Raw genomic sequence first — 18,560 nt, 5'->3', positions numbered from 1 at the left:
CATGGCAGCTACAACTACTGCAGCAGCGGCTGAGGCCTCAACAACCAATTTTACGGACATTCTCAAGAACTCGGTGGTCAAAAACTTCGTGTCGGACATCGACCTGACCAAGATGGGCCTGTCCCTGGCCGTCGCCTTCTTCATCGGATTTTTCATCTATATTCTTTATAAGCGGGTCTTCAGCGGCGTTCTGTACTCGAAGAGCTTCAATGTCTCGCTGATCGGGATGACGATGGTGACGGCGATGGTCATCATCGCGGTGAATTCGAATCTCGTATTATCCCTCGGGATGGTCGGCGCCCTGTCCATCGTTCGTTTCCGAACGCCGATCAAGGACCCGACAGACCTCATCTTCCTGTTCTGGGCGGCGGCGGCAGGCATTGTAGCGGGTGCGGGATTCTACTCTCTGGCGATCTTCGGCTCGGCTGTCATCGGATTGATCCTGTTCTTCTTCATCAAGCGGACCTCGTTCGAAACGCCTTATCTGCTTGTCGTCAACTGCGACGGGGATGAGAGCGAGATGGCAGTGCACAAGCTCATGAGCCAGACAGTCAAACGGTTCAACGTGAAACAAAAGAACGTAACGCCAGGCAATATCGAAACCACGCTGGAGATCCGCCTCCGGGACAAGGAAGGCCGCTTCGTGAACCAAATCTCCGAGTTGCCGGGCGTAAGGAACGCCGTACTCATCTCGTACAGCGGGGATTATGTATCCTAGGCCGAGAGAAAAGGAGGATCTCCCATGAACAAGAGAGCCGCGGCGCTGGTCCTGAGCGCCCTCCTGCTCTTCGGTGTCACCGGGTACGGGGTAACAGGCGGAAGTGCCGATACCCTGGGTACAGCTGCCGCGCAGACGGCGGCGGCTGTCACGACGGCCTCGGAGAACGAGGCGAAGATCGATGAGCAGGTGTTTCCCAAGGAGAAGGTCATTGATGTGAAGATCACGATCGATGAAGCCGATTTCGCCGATATGCTGGAGAATGCGAGCGAGGAAGAGTATAAGAGCGCTTCAGTGAATTACAACGGCGTCCAGATCGACAACGTCGCGGTTCGTACGAAGGGCAATCTCAGCCTGCGGAGCGTTGTGAACTCGGATTCGGAGCGCTACAGCTTCAAGATTGCGTTCGACGAATACATCTCGAGCCAGAATCTGTACGGCATTACCAAGATCAATCTCAACAACAACTACAGCGATGCTTCCTACATGCGGGAGTTCCTGACGTATGAGCTTGCGGAGCAGATGGGGCTGCCTGTACCGAAGTATTCTTTTGTGAATGTGTATGTGAATGATGAGCTGAAAGGGTTCTATCTGGCGGTAGAGCAGGTGGGCCAAGCTTATCTTGAGCGCAGCTTCGGCAATGCTTACGGGGCTTTGTACAAGGCGAACGGCAGCACGGGCTCCGATCTGACCTGGATGGAGGATATCGACTCCTATACGGGCCTGACTCTGAAGTCCGAATCGTCGAACGAGGATGTGCTGCTGAAGCTGACGGACGCGCTGAACAACGGCGGCGACCTGGAGCAGGTGCTGGATGTGGACGAGGCGCTGAATTTTATCGCGCTGAATGTGCTCACAGCGAACATGGACAGCTATCTCGGCCAGAATAAGCATAATTATTATCTTTACGAGGACGAAGGCCAATTCTCGGTCCTGCCTTGGGACTACAACATGGCCTTCGGCGGTCTTGGAGGGACCGGGCTGCTCATTGACGAGCCGACACAGGGGACCTTGGCCGAGAGACCTCTGGTGGCGAAGCTGCTTGAGGTCGAAGAATACAAGGAGAAGTACCATGCGATCCTCTCCGAGATGATTGAGGGGTATCTGGCGGACGAGACGTTCAGCGCCCGGGTGCAAGAGCTCTCAAGCCTCATCTCCTCCCATGTGGAGAAGGACCCGACGGCTTTCGTCACCTATGAGGCGTATCAGCAGGGCGTCACCCAGCTGAAGCAGTTCGCGTCGCAGCAGACGGCTTCGATCGCGTCGCAGCTGGACGGCACGTCGCCATCCTCCGGCGACGGCTCCGGCAGCGGCGGAGGAATGGGCGGCGGCATGCCGGGCGGGATGCCGGGCGGCCAAGGGCAGGCAGACCAGGGCGCCGGAGCGGCGGCCGGCAACGGCAAGGCTGTTCAGGCCGACGGCCATGCCGCTCAGACCCAGGCGGGCCAGTCGGTACTCGCAGCCGCAGCAGCCGGCCAGAACGGCCAAGCGGGCCAAGGCGCAGCGGGCGGCCAGATGGGCCAGCGGCAGGGCGGCATGGGGGGCGGCCCCGGGGGCATGCCTCCGGGCGGTATGGGCGGCGGCCCGGGCGGCCCGGGAACGCAGGGGGCGCAGGGCAGCGTCAGCGAAGCGATCGCCTCGGGCGCAGCGCTGATCGTCCTCCTGGCGGCATGCCTCCTCGTCACCTTCTATAAGCGCAACCGGCTGTAGAGCCGGCAAGAAAGCAGAGGGCCCCCTCTCCAGTGACGGAGAGGGGGCCTCTTTGTGCGCGGCGGCCGTTACCCGGCTTCCTGAAGCCCGAACCGCTCATACAGCCGGCGCAGGGGCCGGGGAGCCCACCAGTTGGCCTCTCCTGCAAGCCTCATCAGCGCGGGCACGAGGATGGCGCGGATCAGCGTAGCGTCCACCAGCACCGCCAGGGCCATGCCGACGCCGAGCATCTTCAAGAGCACCACGCTGCCGGAAGCATAGGCCGCAAAGGAGAGGGCGAGAATGCCCGCCGCAGCCGACACAAGCGGGGCACTCCGCTGAATGCCTGCTGCCACGGCCCGCGTGTTATCCCCTGTGCGGTCATACTCTTCCTTGATCCGCGAGAGGATGAACACCTCGTAATCCATCGAGAGGCCGTAGGCAATGCAGAACATCAGGATGGGGATGCTGGGCTCGATCGTGCCGATGGAGGTGAAGCCGAGCAGGCCCGAGAGATGGCCGTCCTGGAACACCCAGACGAGCCCGCCGAACATGACCGACAGGCTGAGCAGGTTCAGCACGGTCGCCTTCAGCGGAAGGAGCAGGGAGCCGCTCATCAGGAAGAGGATCACGAAGGTAACGCCCAGGATGAGGCTGAGCACCAGAGGAAGCCGTTCCACCAGCGAGGCCCGGTAGTCGGCGAGCTCCGCCGGGAATCCGCCGAATAGGACCTCGAACGGCGCAGGCACCGCGCGGAGGCGCTGAAGCAGGCCGTCCGAATCCTGCTCGAGGACGGCAACCGACGGAATCGCAGCGAACCATGTGCCGCGCTCGCTCCCGAACCGATCGTGCGCCGCGCTCCGCTCGATGATTTTTACGCCTCCGGCGAAGGTACCGGCCCAGGAGTTGACCTGGGTGATGCCCGGCACCTGTGACAGCTCGGCGGCATAGCGTTCAATCTCCGAGAGCCGGCCCGCAAGGGGGCCGACGCCTAGGGCCATCACCTGAATGGTATCCGCTTCTTCGGCTTCGAAGCCGGCACGCACGGCATCCTGAGTGACCCGGGAGGAGGCGGAGGCCGGCAGCATCCGGTCGTCGGGCAGCCCGAAGTGCAGTCCGGCAGCGGGAGAGGCGAGGAGCAGCAGCACAAGCAGCGCAGCTCCTCCGGCAGCCGTTGGGCGGCGCATGGTCGCTATGGCGGTCCGGTACCAGAAGCCGGATGGCGGGCCTGCTGCGGCCGGGTGTCCCTGCCGGGCCCCCCGGCTGACTCTGCCGCCCAGAACCGCCAGGGCTGCAGGCAGGAACACGACCGCTCCAAGCATGCCGGAGAGCACGACCAGGACGCCGGCATAGCCGAGCGAGCGCAGGAATGGGAACGGGAACAGCAGCAGAGCCAGCAGCGATACCGCCACGGTGGCCCCGCTGTAGATCACCGTGCGTCCGGCCGTATTCAGTGTCCGGGCAAGGGCTGAGGGCATACCCTGCCCTGCGTCCCACTCCTCCCGGAACCGGGAGATGATGAAGAGGCTGTAATCAATGCCGAGACCGAGTCCCATGACAAGGGTGATGTTCATGGCGAAGGTCGACACTTCCGTGAAGCGTACGATGACGCCGAGCGCCGCGAGGGTGAGGATCATGGAGAAGAGGCCGATCGCAAGGGTCAGGAGAGCGGCGCTCCAGCGGCGGTACAGGAGCAGGAGCAGCAGCAGAACCGAGGGAAGGATGAGGAGCTCGGCGCGGAGGAAGTCCCGGCGGGCGAATTCGCCGACCTGGCGGAACACCTCTTCCTGTCCGCCGACCTGGACCTGGAGCAGCTCATTGTCCACCGTGTACCGGGGGGACAGGCCGGCCAGCGCCGTGCGGACCTCGGTAGCGGTGCCGTTCAGGCGGGCGGTCACCAAGGCTTGGCGGCCATCACGGCTGCGCAGGGCCGGCGACCGGCTCTGCGACCAGTAGGAGGATGCCTCCGCGATCCCTTCCTCGGAAGCGAGTTCCTTGGTCAGGGCGAGACCGGCTTCCCGGACTTCAGGGCTGTCAATGCTTCCCGTCTTCGCGGTAACGACCAGAATGAGATTGGCGCTGCCGGCGCCGAACGCTTCGTGAAGCAGCTCCCGGGTCTGAACGGACTCAGAGCCGGGGGCTTCATAGCGGGACAGCGTGAGCTTGCCAGGAGTGCCGGCGCCGGCGATGACCGATACGATCAGCAGGATCAGTCCGAAGACAAGGACGGGGCGGCGCCGACGGGCAAGGAAAAGACCGAGCCGTCCGAGCGGGGAAAGAGAGAGAGCGGCTTCCTGCGGCTTGATGGGGGGAGGGGACGTCATGGGATCTTCAACTCCTTCAGATAAATAAATAAACTAGATATAACATATATTGAGTTTATTTATTATGTCAATTCTACCGCCGGCCTTAGACCCGCAAGAGCCGGTTTGACATCCGGAGCGAACCCGGTATAGTAGTAGATAATTCAGGCGGAAGAGCGGGTAAGCGTATGAGCTATTCATTGGCGTATTATCAAGGTATCGGCGTCGTCATTCTTACAGCCGTTAAGGTGGAGCGGGGGATCTATGACTATGTCCCCTCCCGGCAGATCTCCGAGATGCTCGCCATCCCTCTGCCGACCACGGTCAAGATTCTTCAGACCCTCAGCCGGGCAGGCATTCTGGAGACCAAAGAGGGTTCGAAGGGAGGCGTCCGGCTCGCGAAGCATCCGGATGAGATCACCCTGCTTGATGTATTCACCGCGATGGAGGCTGAGCGTCCTCTGTTCCGGACGGAATACCCTTCGGGCCTGACGGGCCCGATCGCGCAGGAAGCGGGCCGGAACGTCAGCCTGGCGCTCCAGCGCTCCGAACAGGCGATGAGAGACGCGCTTGCAGGCGTGGCCATCTCGAGCCTGTATCCACGGAATCCGGAGACAGACCCGGGCTAGAGTGCAGCATTCGCTAAGCCGCGGTGCTGCTCTTTTTGCTTCCTGCCGGAGCGTCTTCGTCCCGCTTTGCCGGCTCGTCTCCCATGCCCGCGGCCCGGCCGGACTGCGAAATAATACACGTTTCATCGGTGTCGTTCTTAACAGAAACGGTTCTCTCCATCGTGTACTATAGGTTCATAAGGAAGCGAACAAGACGAAGGAGAGATGAAGGATGAAAAACGTGCGTATCGCAGCAATGGCCATGGCTATGGTGGCCGTAGTGGCCCTGGGCGTAGGAGGCATTGGGGCAGGAGAGGCGGATGCTATGTATTACGGCTACGTTCCAAGCGGAATGAGAGAAACCCTCGAGATGACTTACTGGTGGTACTTCGAGAGATAATAAGCGCTTCGGACCCCATCGCTCAGGCCCTGCGGCCTGGGCGTTTTTTTATTTTGAGGGGCGTGATCATCATTAAGTGCCTTGGTTCGGGAGCAAACTGTAGGGGAGAAGCACCGCGAGTCTTTCCGAGGGTGTTGACATGAAACCTATAGGTGTCATATTATAAACGTGAAACCATTAGGTTTCGCTTTGCAGCGAAAGGACAGATGAGAATGGAAGAGCTGCTGAAGAAGCTGCGGTATAAAGAGGGACGGGCCTTGGTGCTTAACGCCCCGGAGGGGTATCGCCTGGGGATCGAGGAGACAGGCGAGCCCGAGGGAACGTACGACTTTGTCCAGCTGTTCGTGGGCAGCAGCGGGCAGGTTCATGAGTGGGTGCTGCGCACGATCCCTTACTTGAAGGAGGACGCGCTGTTCTGGATCACTTTCCCGAAGGTGAGCTCGAAGGTGAAGACGGACATTAACCGGGACATTCTGTTCAAGCTGGTTGAAGGCATCTCGTCCTACCGTCCGGTCAGCAATGTGGCGGTCGACGACCAGTGGTCCGCACTGCGCTTTCGGCATCAGGATAAAGTGAAGACGAAGAAGTGAAAGATCCCAGTCAGGTAATGGGAAGAGGAACGTACAAAATAAATCCCTGCAAAATGAGGAGGAAACAAACATCATGACAGCTAACGCAGAGAACAACCTTCCGGCTATCCGCCAAACCCAGGTATTCAACGCCCCGATCGACAAGGTCTGGGACGCCGTCGCGACGGCCGAGGGCATTGCCGCCTGGTTTATGCCCAATGACTTTCAGCCGGTGGAAGGCCATGAATTCCATCTGGAGGCCGGTCCGTTCGGCAAGTCGCCCTGCAAAGTGACGGAGATCAACCCGCCGACCGGGTTGTCGTTCCGTTGGGGACAGGATTGGACGCTGAGCTTCGAGCTGAAGGACCTGGGCGGGAAGACGGAGTTCACGCTGATCCACTCCGGCTGGGACCCCGAGAAGGTAACGGAGTTCGGTGAGACGCACCGCGTGGTCCGCGAGCGGATGTCCCAAGGCTGGGTCGGCCTCGTACAGAAGCTGGCCGGCTATGTCGAGGGCGGGGCGTAAGCTGTGTCCGCGCAGCCGAAGCATGATGTCTTCCAGGCGGTGGCCGACCCTACCCGCCGTCAGCTGCTGCAGCTGCTGGCGGGCCGGGAGCTCCCGGTGACCGTCATTGCCGCCCACTTCCCGATCAGCCGGACGGCCGTCTCCAAGCACCTGCGCGTGCTGGCGGAAGCGGGTCTGGTCAAGGAACGGAAGATCGGGCGGGAGACCCGCTACCGGATGGAGGCCGAGCCGCTGCTCGAGCTGAAGAAGTGGCTCGACTTCTACGAGCGGTTCTGGGAGAACAAGCTCGAGGCGCTCCGGCGGTACGTGGAGTCGGATGGGCAGGAGACGGGAAGCGCGGCCGGGCCGCTTGGGATCGCGGGTCCCGGCCGGACGGAAGAGCCGTCCTAGCCTGGAAGATGGGTGTGGCGGAAGGGAAAGAGCGTTTGCCTCGCGGCTGACGCTCTTTTTTTTATATTCTGTCAAATTTTGGGCGATGAAGGCATAGGTCGAATTCTCTGTCATCCCGTTGTTCTTTTAAACGAACATTCAACGGACATTCAGCGTTCTTTCAGTTTCGCGTTATATGATGGGGGCGCAGGACCTATTTTGATGACAAGGGAGAGCATGACCATGAACGTATCCTCCGTTTCAGGCACTTCTTACGCCGCAGTGGCGCGCGCCGGCGATACGAGTGATCTGGAGAAGCAGAAAGTCCGGCTGCAGGCCGAAATCAAGCAGTGGCAGGAGAGCAAGGAAGACGAGAAGACCAAGACGCTCAAAATCTCGCAGCTGGAGCTGCAGATCGAGCAGATTGAACGGCAGATCGCAGAAAGGAAGGCCAAGTCTCAGTCGGCTCAGAGCTCATCCGCATCCCCGTCCGAGGAGAGCGGGTCTTCTTCCCTTCTGAAAGGTTTGTACGGCGTGAACACAGGCTCCGCGACGAATCCGAACGGCAGCTTTGACGTGCGAATCTAGCTTGGACCTCTCTCTTTCAGGGAACGTTCAGCGAAGACTCATGAAGCCTTCAGCCGCTCCTCAGGGGAGATTCAGGCAGAGGAGCTATTCTGAGTCTTGTAAGAACAATTCCTTTCGGAGAGGTGGAATTCATAACAATGAAAGCACTCAACCGCAAAATACTTGCAGGAACCCTACTGACATCCGTCGTATTCGGATCCGCACCTGTCTTACATAATGAAGCGTTCGCCGCCACGGCTTCGGCCTCGGTACAAGCCGGGGCGAAGGCCGGGATGCCAAACAGCCAGCGCGGCCCGCAGGTCGGCTTCGGCGCAGCCGGCAGCGAGGTGGTGGCTGAGACGGCCGTTCTGCTTGACGTGGAAGAGAGTGTCATCACGGCCGCGCTCAAAGAAGGGCAGACGCTCGTGGAGATCGCCGCCGAATACGGACTTGGCGAGGAGGACTTCCTGGAGCAGCTGACCGCTGCGCTGACGGCAAAGATCAATGCCGAGCATACGGCAGGGACGATCACGGAAGACCAGGCGGAGAAGCAGAAGTCGGATCTGGCCTCACGGCTGAAGCGCCAGGCGGCAGGTGAATGGGACGGAGCCTCTCCGCTTGGGGAAGGCGGCCGTGGGATCGGCATGGGCTCGAACCTGGTTACCTATGCAGCCGAGGTGCTGGATGTGGAAGAGAGCGTAATCACGGCAGCGCTTGAGGAAGGCCAGACGCTGGCGGCCTTTGCCGAAGCGCAGGGCATGAGCGGGGAGGACTTCCAGGCGGCGGTCCTCGCGGCACTGACATCCGAGATTGACGCGAAGCTGGCGGCCGGCACGTTCACGCAGACGCAGGCCGAAGAGCAGAAGTCCGCTCTGTCGGACCGCGTGAAGCGGCAGATCGAAGGCCAGGCGGGTGTTCGGCCGGAAGGGGCCGGGGAAGTGAAGGAGCCCGGCACGGCGGCCGGACAAGGCAAGGGCAGCGGCGTGAAGCAGAACGGAACAGCACAGGCAGGCCAGGTAGAGCTGACGGATATCGGCAATCACTGGGCGGTCGGCAGCATCCGCAGCCTCGTGAAGAAGGGCATCCTGCAGGGGGATGACAACAAGCGCTTCAACCCGGATAACACCGTAACACGGGAAGAGCTCGCTTCGATGGTGACCCGCAGCTTTAACCTGAGCAGTGAAGCCTCCACCGAGAGCAGCGAGTATGCCGATGTGGATCAGAATCGCTGGTCATACAAGGATATCGAAGCTTCCCGAGAGTTCTTCGACGTGAAGAGCGATGCGTCGGGCAAGGCGAGCTTCCAGCCAAGCGCCGGGGCCAAGCGGGAGGATGTGGCTGTCACTCTGGTGAAGGTGCTGCTGAAGCAGAATCCTTCCATGAAGCTCCTGAGCGAAGACGAGGCTGACGAGCTGCTGCAGAGCCGGTTCAAGGATGCGGACAGCATCCCGGCGGCGCTGCGCCCGTACATCGCTACGGCCGTAGACTCGGAGCTGATCCAGGGCGATGACGAAGGGAACTTCGCTCCATCAAAGACCATTACGCGCGCGGAAGTGGCGGCGCTGCTCGACCGTCTGCTGGGCGATGAGGAAGCGGCGGAGTAAGTCAGAGACAATAGATGCGTTTTCCCGCTCCAAAGTTAAAGCGCAAGCCCGGAGCCGCGGCGGCTGGATGCCGCGGCTCTTTTTGGCGTACATCAAAAAAGATTAATATCAGGCGCAAAGTAGTTTATAATGGGATTTACTATATCTTTACATTCGGGTGGGATGGTGCAATGGGGCTGCCGATCGGCGATGTGGTATTGTCCGGCGGGATTCTGGATGACAGCCGGATCCTCCGGCGGGAGACGCTCTATACGGGGATGAACGGCAAGCGGGTGGAGCGCTTTTATGTGTCTCCGGCGGAGAGCTATGTGTTCAAGCCGCTGACCCACAACGGACAGAGCGGCCGGGAGAGCTGGGTGTACGATCAGGTGCTGCAGAGCCTGCCGCCGATCTATCCCCGCCTGCTGGCAAGGTCCGGGGACGGAGCGGAAGAAGACGGCTGGCTCATCTTCGAGGACATGGGCCCCATGGAGCATACCTTCGGCGAAGAGATTGTGCTCCGGGTTGCCGAGGAGATGGCGGTCTGGCATGCTTCGCCGGCCGACAGGTGGATCGAAGCCCCCCTGAAGGGACAAAAGCCTTCGATGGAGGAGATCACCGGCGAGCTGCTTCGCAGTCGGGACGCGATGGCGGAGCTGCTGCTGCCGCGGCCGGCCGCAGCGGAGCATCTGCAGGGATTGCTCCACCGGCTGGAGAGCTGGGCGTGGAGCCGCAAGCGGGTGCTCTCGCACGGGGACCTTCACCTGGGGAACTACGCGCTGATGAACGGCAGGTTGATTGTACTCGACTGGGAGCACGCGCATCTCAACACTCCCTTCTGGGACCTGTACCATCTTGTGGACTTGTCCCATCCTCTGTTCCCGAAGCAGGTAACGGAGGGAATCCGGGAGAAGGCGCTGGAGAGATATCTCGACTGCACGGGGGCCCCGCCTCTGGAGCGGACTGCGTTCAAGCGGGAGTACTATTTGTTCTCTGCCGCCTTCTCGCTGTGGATGCTGGGGCTGATTGCGGGCGATCTGCAGAGAGGGAGCGGCCCATGGACCCGGACCGAGCTGGAGCGGCAGCGGGAGGAGACGCAGGAGAATTTCATCCAATGCGTACGGCATACCGCCTAGCGCACGGAAATCTATACGGGCAGGACAGGAGTGAAGGCAGGCGTGACCAAAGTAGGCTTGGTAATGAGAAAAATCCAGTTCACCGAAGCGCAGGGCCCCCGGGTGTTCGCGGAGCGGCTTAAGAGGCTGGCGGGGGAGCTCGGCGTGGAGATCGTATTCATCTCGCCGGAGCGGCATGTAAGCGGCTATGATTGGCTTCCGGGGTACGAGCACGAGAAGGGCGATCTCGTGAACTACGATATCGTGCTCGACCAGATCTACCGGGAGAACATCGAGCATGTGATCTATACGGTGTCGGGCTTCACGTTCCTCAAGATGTTCCTGAAGAACAGCGTGCTCTTCCCGCACAGCTTCCCGGATCCCGTGCTGACCGGCTATGAGATGATGAAGCCGTTCTACTCCATCGTGGACAAAGCCGTCGTGTCGACGGAATTCCTGAAGCGGGAGCTCGCGCGCAATTTTGGCGTGACCGATGTGAATGTCATTCCGATCGGCTTCAGCGAGGAGCTCGCAGAGAAGCACTTCGATCCTTCGCAGGTCGTGGAGAACCGGGTGCTGTGGATCGGACGGGACGAGGAGAACCGGCGGCCGGATCTCGTGCTCGAGTATGCGAGGCAGAACCCGGACAAGGAAGTGTTCATGGTGTTCGGAGGCCGGCGGTACGAGGAGAGCATGAAGCGGTACAGCATCCCGAACAATGTGAAGCTGCAGTTCGCCCTGAGCCAGGACGAGATCTTCGCCCTGATGAACACCGCGAAGGTGTACTGGAGCTGTTCGAAGTTCGATACGTTCGCGATGCCGCTGACCGAAGCGCTCGCCATGGGGAAGATCGTCGTGAAGCCGGAGCATCCGTGCTACGATCACATCTCTTCGCGGCACTCGTTTGCCGGCAACGAGAAGAACTGGTTCGAGCTCGTCAATATGGCCGTGGCTTCTCCGATGAAGGCGTCGATGGACAACCGGGAGTATGCGTTCAGCCGGTTCTCGAGCAGGGTCATGAAGGAAGGCTACCGGGACTTTTTCTCGGCTTGGCTGAAGTAGAGCAAGCAGGCACGAAGCCGTACCGGTGGAACGGCGTTCGTTGAGACTGTGGGCCGAGCGTTCATCCAGGGATAAAAAGACAGCAAAGAGCCCCTTTCCGCTTCGATCTGCAGAAAGGGGCTTTGTTATGCGATTAGGACCGCAGCTTCGCAAGATCGAACTCGGGCACGAGGCCTTCCTTCGCCGCCCGGCCGAGCAGTGCTTCGATGGCGCCATAGCCGCTCTCGCCGAGATCCGCCGTGAACTCGTTCACGTAGAGGTCGATATGCGCCTGGGCCACTTGGGGATCCAGCTCCTGCGATTTGCTCAGCACGTAATCGCGGGAGACCTCCGGGTGGGCCCATGCATATTCGACCGAGGCACGGATCCAGCCGGCCAGGGCTTCCCGGTCCATGGACCGGCGGGCGATGATGGCCCCGAGAGGGATCGGCAGACCGGTATCCTGCTCCCACCAGCTGCCGAGGTCGGTCAGCAGGGTGAGGCCGTAGGACGGGTACGTGAAGCGGGCCTCGTGGATGACGAGCCCGGCATCGATCCGGCCGTCGCGGACCGCCGGCATGATCTCATGGAACGGCATGACGACGATCTCGCCTACGCCGCCCGGCACGTTCTGGGCCGCCCACAGCCGGAACAGCAGGTAGGCGGTCGAGCGCTCGCTCGGTACAGCCACCCGCTTGCCGGAGAGGGCTGGCGCCCCGAGTGCAGCCGCATCCGGGGAGGCAGCCAGCACGAGCGGGCCGCAGCCGCGGCCGAGTGCGCCTCCGCACGGCAGCAGGGCATACTCGTCCAGCACCCAGGGAAGCGCCGCATAGGAGAGCTTGATGACGTCCGGGCCTTCTCCGGAGGCGGCGAGCGCGTTGGTAATGTCAATATCGGCGTACAGCACCTCCGGTACCGGAGCGCCGGGCACGAGGCCGTGGACCCAGGCATGGAACACGAATGTATCGTTAGGGCAGGGACTAAAGGCAATCTGCATCTTACAGGACCTCCACGAAAAGGGTACTTGCTGATTCGAGCGCCTTCAGCGCTTCTGGGATGCGCCAGGCGGCGCGGTCCCGGGGACCGACCGCGTTCGAGATGGCGCGGACCTCCATCACGGGGAGTCCGTACTGCGCGGCGGCGGTGGCCACGCCGAAGCCCTCCATGGCCTCGGCGGCAGCTCCGGGCACCCGGGCGATAAGCGCCTCGGCCGTGGCGGCGGAGCCGGTCACCGTCGAGACGGTGAGCACCGGGCCGCTGACGGACGGCAGCCCGGCGGCGGCGAGCGCCTCGGCGAAGCGGGCTGTCCGCGTGCTGTCTACCGCGAGCCGGGAGCTGCCGAAGCCGAGCTCGTCCACGCTGCGGAAGCCCTCGGGCGTCTCCGCGCCGAGATCGGCCGCCACGACGGCCGTGGCGGCGACGATCGAGCCGACGGCCGCCCGGCCGGCGAAGCCTCCGCCGATGCCGGCGCTGATGACGAGGCGGAAGCCTCCGGCGGCAAGGGCCGCGGCCGTACCTGCCGCAGCTGCGGCGGGGCCGACGCCCGCGGCGATGACCTCGAAGCGGCCGGAGCCTCCAAGGCCCCGCAGGACCGCGTCCCGCTCGGCGTCGACGGCAGTAATGATGAGCACGCGTCCACCCTGATCGGCAGAATGGACGCCGCTGATGGAAGGATTCATATGTAAGCGCTCCTTTGCAGGAAGGGTATGCGTAGCGACAAGGTCAAGGATACGCCCTTTTTCGGTATGGGTCAACCGCAGCGGGGAAGCATGGAGCTGCCAGGGAGAGAAGCCTGGCAGGCCAACGGCGGAAGATCTGGGGGGCAGCGACGGCCATCATCTCTTTCTCGCGGGGGGCTCCAATCGACCGTGAACTCTCCTAAGTAACAGAAATAGAGCCGGTTCCAAGCTTCGGATGAAGCGGAACCGGCTCTTCGCATGAAGAGGGAGACTGCGTGGGGGGATGACGCGGGGAGTCGGCATGCGGGGGCATCGGCCTGGGGATGAGGGCGCTCCGGGATGGAGCGGGCCGGGTGCGGGGGCTTCCTGTCTGCTGTATCTCTAAGAAGTATCTTACAGGAAGTCCGGCGGCATTTCAGTTACATATACCACAAAGTTTCGATTTAGGTGAAAGACCCGGTTCCCAGGCGCTTCCGGAGGCTTGTCCGTGCCCTTCGCAGGATTTGGAATTGCATCCTCTTTTGCGGTACAGTTAAGGAAAGAGGAGAGTTACGGACCCACCGGAGGAGGAGCACCTTTGAGAGAGAAAACGTTGCCTTGGCTGATGGCGGTCTCTGCGCTGGCGGCAGCTGTGTGTCTGGCCGGATTGGCCTGGACCTTGTATGACTATTTCCGTGAAGTGACCCCCGTCCCGCTGGCGAAGCCTCCTGAGGCGGTACAGGAGGTGCCGACCGCCCCGGCACAGGATGACGGCAAGTTCCGCGTGCTTGCGCTGGGAGACTCTCTCACCCGGGGATATGGCGACCCGGAGGGCAAAGGCTACCCCGGCTACCTGGCCGACGCTCTGAAGGGGAAGGCGAAGCAGGAGGTTGTCCTAGAGAACCTGGGTGTCAACGGACAAACCTCGCCTCAGCTCGCGCAGATGCTCGGGCAGGAGGCGGTGCAGGGGCAGGTGAAGGCGGCGGACATCATTCTGGTCAGCATCGGCGGCAACGACTTGTTCCGAGGCGGCGAGACGCTGGCCTCGCTGGATCTGGCCGCCGTGGCGAAGATTCAGGAGGAGTACACGAAGCAGCTGCAGGGGATTCTCGGCCGTCTGCGGGAGCTGAACCCTGCGGCGAATATTTTTCTCATCGGGCTCTATAATCCGTTCATCGAGCTCAAGGACACGAATGTGACGAGCAAGATCGTGCGGGACTGGAACTATCAGGCGGCGGAGACGGCGGCTGCTTATCCGAAGACGGTGCTCGTGCCGACCTTCGACCTGTTCCAGCTCAAAGTCAGCGATTATCTGTATACGGACCAGTTCCATCCGAACGTGCAGGGGTACAAGCTCATTGCCGAACGGGTCGCGGCACTGGTGACCTGGTAGAGGGGGCGGAGGAAGATGAGTGAGATTACACTGGCGGTGCGCGGCCTCCGCAAAGTGATCGGCGGACGGGAGATTATCCGAGGCATCGATCTGGAGCTGCGGCGCGGCGAAGTGTTCGGCTTCCTCGGGCCGAACGGGGCGGGCAAGACGACGACGATCCGTATGCTCGTCGGGCTGATCCGGCCGACGGCCGGCACGATCGAGGTATGCGGCTATGATGTCGACAAGCAGTTCCCGCAGGCGATGAGCTGCCTCGGCTGCATTGTGGAGAATCCGGAGCTTTACGGCTATCTCAGCGGGTGGAGCAACCTGCAGTATTTTGCCCGGATGATGGATGGAGTGGATGAGGCCCGAATCCGCGAGGTGGTTGAGCTTGTGGGCCTCAGCGCACGGATTCACGACAAGGTGAAGACGTATTCGCTCGGCATGCGGCAGCGGGTCGGCATCGCGCAGGCCCTGCTCGGGCGGCCGAAGGTGCTTATCCTCGACGAGCCGACCAACGGACTCGACCCGTCGGGCATCCGGGAGATGCGGGAATTCATCCGCTACCTGGCGGAGAAGGAAGGGCTGACCGTCTTCGTCTCGAGCCATCTGCTCGGCGAGATTCAGCAACTGTGCGACCGTGTGGCGATCATCTCGAAGGGGGAGGTCGTCCGGGTGGATGCGGTGCATTCGCTGCTGGCCCGACAGGAGAGGGTGTTGTGGAAGCTCTCCTCCCCCGAGAAGGGCCGGCAGGTCCTCGAAGCGCTGACACCGGAGGTGGAGCTGCAGGGGGTGTATGTCGTAACCCCGTACCGGGAAGGGGAGATCGGCCGTTGGAACCGGGCGCTTGTGGAGGCGGGCGTGGATGTTCTGGAGATGAACCGGAAGCTGCCGTCGCTCGAAGACTTGTTCCTGGAACTGACAGGAGGGCAGAGCATTGATTAACCTGGTCTATAACGAAATGCTGAAGCTTACCGGCAAAAGAAAGCTGCTCGTCGTGACGCTGATCATCGCGGTACTCATCTCTCTCTTCACTTATGCGCAGTACCGGCAGGGGATGGAGAACCTCAAGCGGTTCGGGAATGTGGACTGGCGTACGGCCGTCCAGCAGCAGATCTCGAATTGGGAAAACCGGCTGAACTCCGGCCGGGTGCCGGAGGCCTCCCGCGCGGAGCTGCAGATCCGGATCGCACAGCAGCAGTATTATCTCGATGCCGATGTGAATCCGGCCCTGCCCGGGGCCCCGACGTTCGTCCGCAACTTCGTGGAGAACGCGACGACCCTGCTGCTACCGCTGATGATGATGGTCATCGCATCGGACCTCGTATCGTCGGAGCACAGCGCGGGCACCGTGAAGGTGCTGCTGACCCGGCCGGTGAGGCGCTGGCGCATCCTGCTCAGCAAGTATCTCGCACTGACGCTGGCGGTCTCTTTCATCGTCATGATGTTCGGGCTACTCTCGGCGCTGATCTCCGGGATCGTCTTCGGCTTCCAGGGCTGGGGCGCGCCGGTGCTTACCGGCTTCTCCGCCAGCGGGACAGAGCTTGACGCCTCCCGGGTGCATTCGCTGCCGCAGTGGCAGTACATCGCCATGGAGATGGGGCTCGCCTGGTTCGTATCGCTCGTGGTGGCGACGCTCTCGTTCATGCTGTCGGTGCTTATCCGCAGCACCGCCGCCGGCATGGGCATAATGCTGGCCTGTCTGATCGCCGGCGTCATCCTGAAGGAGATGGTAGCCTCGTGGGAGTCGGCGAAGTACCTCTTCATGGTGAATCTGGAGCTCATCGACTACCTGGAAGACGCGGCACCGCCGATCGAGGGGATGTCTCTTGGCTTCTCGCTTCTGGTGCTGCTGGCCTGGGGCGCGGCAGGGCTGCTGGTTTCGTTCATATCCTTTACCCGCAGGGACGTCTACTAGATCGGATGCCTGCCCGATCGAGAAGGGAGCTTGCCCCGTGCTGCTGACGAGCCGACTGGAGCAATACAGGGAAGCGATACTCTCGCTTCCGGGGGACCGCCCGCTGTCACGGGAAGAGCTGCTGACGGACACATTCCGGCTCCACCGGGAGGGACGGGTGGAGGTGTATTACGCACCGCACGGCGAGTATGTGAATCCCGCCGCCCGGCTCGTGATCATCGGGATCACGCCGGGCTGGACGCAGATGGAGCTCGCCTTCCGCACGGCCCGCCGGCTGCTTGGGGAAGGCGTCCCCCTGGAGGAGACGGCCCGGCTGGTGAAGCGGGAAGCCCGCTTCGCCGGGGGGATGCGGCGGAACCTGGAGGACATGCTGGAGGAGCTGGGCCTGCCCCGGCTGCTCGGAGTGCCGGAGGCCGGAGCCTTGTTCGGCGTGGGCGAGGGGGAAGCGCTGCTGCATACGACCTCCATGCTGCGCGACCCGGTCTTTGCGGGAGGCCGCAACTACACGGGCCACAGCCCGGCGCTGCCGGCCTCCCCGTTCCTGCTGGAGGCGGCGCGGGCCTCGCTCGCCCATGAACTGCCGCTGCTCCGACGTCCGCTGATCGTGCCGCTCGGCAGAACGGTAGAAGCCGTCCTCCAGCACATGGCGGAAGACGGCTTCTTGGACAGCGGTCAGGTCTTGTGGGGCTTTCCCCACCCGTCGGGGGCCAACGGCCACCGGCATGCGCAGTTCGCCGGGAACCGGGTGCAGATGCAGGCGGCGGCCGAAGTCTTCTTCGTCGGGGGCTAGTCCACAGCGTGGCGGCTTACTCCGAAGGAGGCTGCTGCCTCCGCTTCTTCTCGTAATGCCGCGCGGCATACCAGAGGCTTCCCGTGAACAGCGTGATGAGCAGGAGCACGGAGCCGAAGCGCCAGTCGCCGCGCAGGACGATCTGCAGCAGCGTGAGGCCGATGCCGATCTGGGTCCACATCTGGCAGCGCTTGCGCAGTGCCTCCAGGTCAGCGCTGGAGCGGCCGATCGCCCGGATCAGCATGGCTCCAAGCAGCAGAAGAACAACGGCGACGACGAGCAGGCCCATCGCGTCGCCGGAAGAGAACGTATTCAAGGGCGGTAACCTACTTTCCAGGATGATAGAGTCTGAGCTGAGCCCGAAAGCCGGGTTCTGCTTGCATTGTATCCCATGGGGGAGTGTCAAGGCAACCGGATGACGGGCTGCCGCCCTGGCTGCAGACGCAGCAGGCGGCGAATTGTACAGCAGCAGGGGGAGAATGGAGCTATGGGTATGGGATACACACAGGCAGAACTGACTGCCCAGCTTAAAGCTATGGGCATAGATGCCGGGGGAACGGTGCTGATGCACTCTTCCATGAAGAAGATCGGGGATGTGGAAGGAGGGGCGGACACGGTGCTGGACGCCTTGTCCGAATATATGAGCGACGGACTCCTCGTCCTTCCCACGCATACCTGGTCGTATATCAACGCGGAGAATCCGCGCTATCACGTCGCTTCGTCCCCGACCTGCGTCGGGATCCTGACCGAGCTCTTCCGGCAGCGGCCGGGGGTGGTGCGCTCCTGGCATCCAACACACTCGGTAGCAGCACTGGGCCGGGACGCCGCGGCGTTCACGGCAGGGGACGAGCGGTTCGATACGCCGTGCGCCCGCGGCTCCGCCTGGGGGAAGCTGCTTGACCGGGAGGCGGTGATCCTCCTGGCGGGCGTCGACTTCCGCCGGAACACGTATATCCACGGCATCGAGGAATGGGTGGACATTCCGGGCCGTATGACGGACGGTCATGAAGCGCTGATCACCGTACTGCCGGACGGGACGGAGATTCCCGTTCCCTCCCGGCGCCACTGCGGACTGAGCTGGTCCCAGCACTTTTGGAAGGTGGAGGAGGTGCTGGAGCGCCGCGGCGCCTGGTACCGGGGGCAGTTGGGGGATGCGCCGGTGTATGTGTGCAGCGCCGTACGCCTCTATGAAGAACTGAAGGCCATGCTGGAGAAGGACCCGCATCTCTTTTCGGACAATGAACCGCTGGTCCCCGGAGCCTGGGACTGATCGGCGGCGGCAGGATGAGCAGACTCTATCGGAAGATAGGGTCTTTTTGTGTTTGTCTCAC

The 18,560-nt window shown here is 62.1% G+C and carries 20 protein-coding genes; 16 read left to right on the top strand and 4 right to left on the bottom strand.

What is annotated here, in order from left to right; genetic code table 11:
• Position 1: 1 nt before the first annotated feature.
• Both ACP26L_RS35390 and ACP26L_RS35385 read left to right on the top strand, forming a co-directional pair.
• Entirely contained in the window at positions 2–718 is a 717-nt protein-coding gene (locus ACP26L_RS35390; RefSeq protein ID WP_426450285.1) for a DUF4956 domain-containing protein, read from the top strand.
• 24 nt (positions 719–742) lie between these two features.
• Complete coding sequence (locus ACP26L_RS35385) at positions 743–2,428, top strand: CotH kinase family protein (RefSeq protein WP_426450283.1); 1,686 nt, start codon at positions 743–745, stop codon at positions 2,426–2,428.
• Between the two features lie 68 nt (positions 2,429–2,496).
• Here ACP26L_RS35385 and ACP26L_RS35380 read toward each other — a convergent pair whose 3' ends face one another.
• Positions 2,497–4,731, bottom strand: a complete 2,235-nt coding sequence (locus ACP26L_RS35380) for an MMPL family transporter (protein WP_426450282.1) — start codon at positions 4,729–4,731, stop codon at positions 2,497–2,499.
• Positions 4,732–4,898: 167 nt separating this feature from the next.
• On the opposite strand from ACP26L_RS35380, the gene ACP26L_RS35375 reads away from it, so the two are divergent.
• The 9 genes from ACP26L_RS35375 to ACP26L_RS35335 all read left to right on the top strand — a co-directional run bounded on the left by ACP26L_RS35375 (position 4,899) and on the right by ACP26L_RS35335 (position 11,509).
• Entirely contained in the window at positions 4,899–5,339 is a 441-nt protein-coding gene (locus ACP26L_RS35375; protein ID WP_426450281.1) for an RrF2 family transcriptional regulator, read from the top strand.
• A 211-nt stretch (positions 5,340–5,550) separates the two neighbouring features.
• On the top strand, positions 5,551–5,718 hold the full coding sequence (locus tag ACP26L_RS35370) for a hypothetical protein (protein WP_426450280.1): 168 nt from the start codon (positions 5,551–5,553) through the stop codon (positions 5,716–5,718).
• Between the two features lie 212 nt (positions 5,719–5,930).
• Positions 5,931–6,308: a hypothetical protein gene (locus ACP26L_RS35365; protein WP_426450279.1), complete on the top strand. Its 378-nt coding sequence runs from the start codon at positions 5,931–5,933 to the stop codon at positions 6,306–6,308.
• Positions 6,309–6,381: 73 nt separating this feature from the next.
• A complete protein-coding gene (locus tag ACP26L_RS35360; RefSeq protein WP_426450277.1) occupies positions 6,382–6,813 on the top strand; it encodes an SRPBCC family protein in 432 nt (143 codons plus the stop codon).
• Positions 6,814–6,816: 3 nt separating this feature from the next.
• The gene (locus tag ACP26L_RS35355) at positions 6,817–7,203 is read left to right on the top strand and encodes an ArsR/SmtB family transcription factor (protein ID WP_426450276.1); all 387 of its coding nucleotides are present in this window, start codon (positions 6,817–6,819) and stop codon (positions 7,201–7,203) included.
• Between the two features lie 222 nt (positions 7,204–7,425).
• Positions 7,426–7,770: a FlxA-like family protein gene (locus tag ACP26L_RS35350; RefSeq protein ID WP_426450274.1), complete on the top strand. Its 345-nt coding sequence runs from the start codon at positions 7,426–7,428 to the stop codon at positions 7,768–7,770.
• Positions 7,771–7,907: 137 nt separating this feature from the next.
• Positions 7,908–9,353 carry an S-layer homology domain-containing protein gene (locus ACP26L_RS35345; RefSeq protein ID WP_426450273.1) on the top strand — a complete coding sequence of 482 codons (1,446 nt, stop codon included), beginning with the start codon at positions 7,908–7,910 and terminating at the stop codon, positions 9,351–9,353.
• Between the two features lie 170 nt (positions 9,354–9,523).
• A complete protein-coding gene (locus tag ACP26L_RS35340; RefSeq protein WP_426450272.1) occupies positions 9,524–10,468 on the top strand; it encodes a phosphotransferase family protein in 945 nt (314 codons plus the stop codon).
• Positions 10,469–10,510: 42 nt separating this feature from the next.
• Positions 10,511–11,509: a glycosyltransferase gene (locus ACP26L_RS35335; RefSeq protein WP_426450270.1), complete on the top strand. Its 999-nt coding sequence runs from the start codon at positions 10,511–10,513 to the stop codon at positions 11,507–11,509.
• Positions 11,510–11,642: 133 nt separating this feature from the next.
• Here the strand turns inward: ACP26L_RS35335 and ACP26L_RS35330 are convergent, their stop codons facing one another.
• Together ACP26L_RS35330 and ACP26L_RS35325 are read right to left on the bottom strand one after the other, a co-directional pair.
• Positions 11,643–12,485, bottom strand: a complete 843-nt coding sequence (locus ACP26L_RS35330) for a 1,4-dihydroxy-6-naphthoate synthase (RefSeq protein ID WP_426450269.1) — start codon at positions 12,483–12,485, stop codon at positions 11,643–11,645.
• 1 nt (position 12,486) lies between these two features.
• Entirely contained in the window at positions 12,487–13,167 is a 681-nt protein-coding gene (locus ACP26L_RS35325; protein WP_426450268.1) for a futalosine hydrolase, read from the bottom strand.
• A 577-nt stretch (positions 13,168–13,744) separates the two neighbouring features.
• Here ACP26L_RS35325 and ACP26L_RS35320 point away from each other — a divergent pair.
• From ACP26L_RS35320 to ACP26L_RS35305, 4 genes are read left to right on the top strand one after another with little or no spacing between them, the layout of a single operon-like run.
• The gene (locus tag ACP26L_RS35320; protein ID WP_426450267.1) at positions 13,745–14,539 is read left to right on the top strand and encodes an SGNH/GDSL hydrolase family protein; all 795 of its coding nucleotides are present in this window, start codon (positions 13,745–13,747) and stop codon (positions 14,537–14,539) included.
• Positions 14,540–14,554: 15 nt separating this feature from the next.
• A complete protein-coding gene (locus ACP26L_RS35315) occupies positions 14,555–15,466 on the top strand; it encodes an ABC transporter ATP-binding protein (protein ID WP_426450266.1) in 912 nt (303 codons plus the stop codon).
• Positions 15,459–16,439: an ABC transporter permease subunit gene (locus ACP26L_RS35310; protein ID WP_426450265.1), complete on the top strand. Its 981-nt coding sequence runs from the start codon at positions 15,459–15,461 to the stop codon at positions 16,437–16,439. The genes ACP26L_RS35315 and ACP26L_RS35310 overlap by 8 nt, the downstream gene beginning before the upstream one ends.
• 37 nt (positions 16,440–16,476) lie before the next feature.
• Complete coding sequence (locus ACP26L_RS35305) at positions 16,477–17,229, top strand: uracil-DNA glycosylase family protein (protein WP_426450264.1); 753 nt, start codon at positions 16,477–16,479, stop codon at positions 17,227–17,229.
• Between the two features lie 16 nt (positions 17,230–17,245).
• Here ACP26L_RS35305 and ACP26L_RS35300 read toward each other — a convergent pair whose 3' ends face one another.
• Positions 17,246–17,545 carry a hypothetical protein gene (locus ACP26L_RS35300; RefSeq protein WP_426450263.1) on the bottom strand — a complete coding sequence of 100 codons (300 nt, stop codon included), beginning with the start codon at positions 17,543–17,545 and terminating at the stop codon, positions 17,246–17,248.
• Positions 17,546–17,722: 177 nt separating this feature from the next.
• Between ACP26L_RS35300 and ACP26L_RS35295 the strand changes: the two genes are divergently transcribed.
• Positions 17,723–18,499 (top strand): AAC(3) family N-acetyltransferase, encoded by a 777-nt coding sequence (locus ACP26L_RS35295; RefSeq protein WP_426450262.1) that lies wholly within the window; start codon positions 17,723–17,725, stop codon positions 18,497–18,499.
• Positions 18,500–18,560 lie beyond the last annotated feature (61 nt).

The sequence above is a fragment of the Paenibacillus sp. S-38 genome (assembly GCF_049942825.1).
GTDB lineage: Bacteria > Bacillota > Bacilli > Paenibacillales > NBRC-103111 > Paenibacillus_G.
Note: the sequence above shows the minus strand (reverse complement) of the source record. Positions and strands in the feature narration are given on the sequence as shown.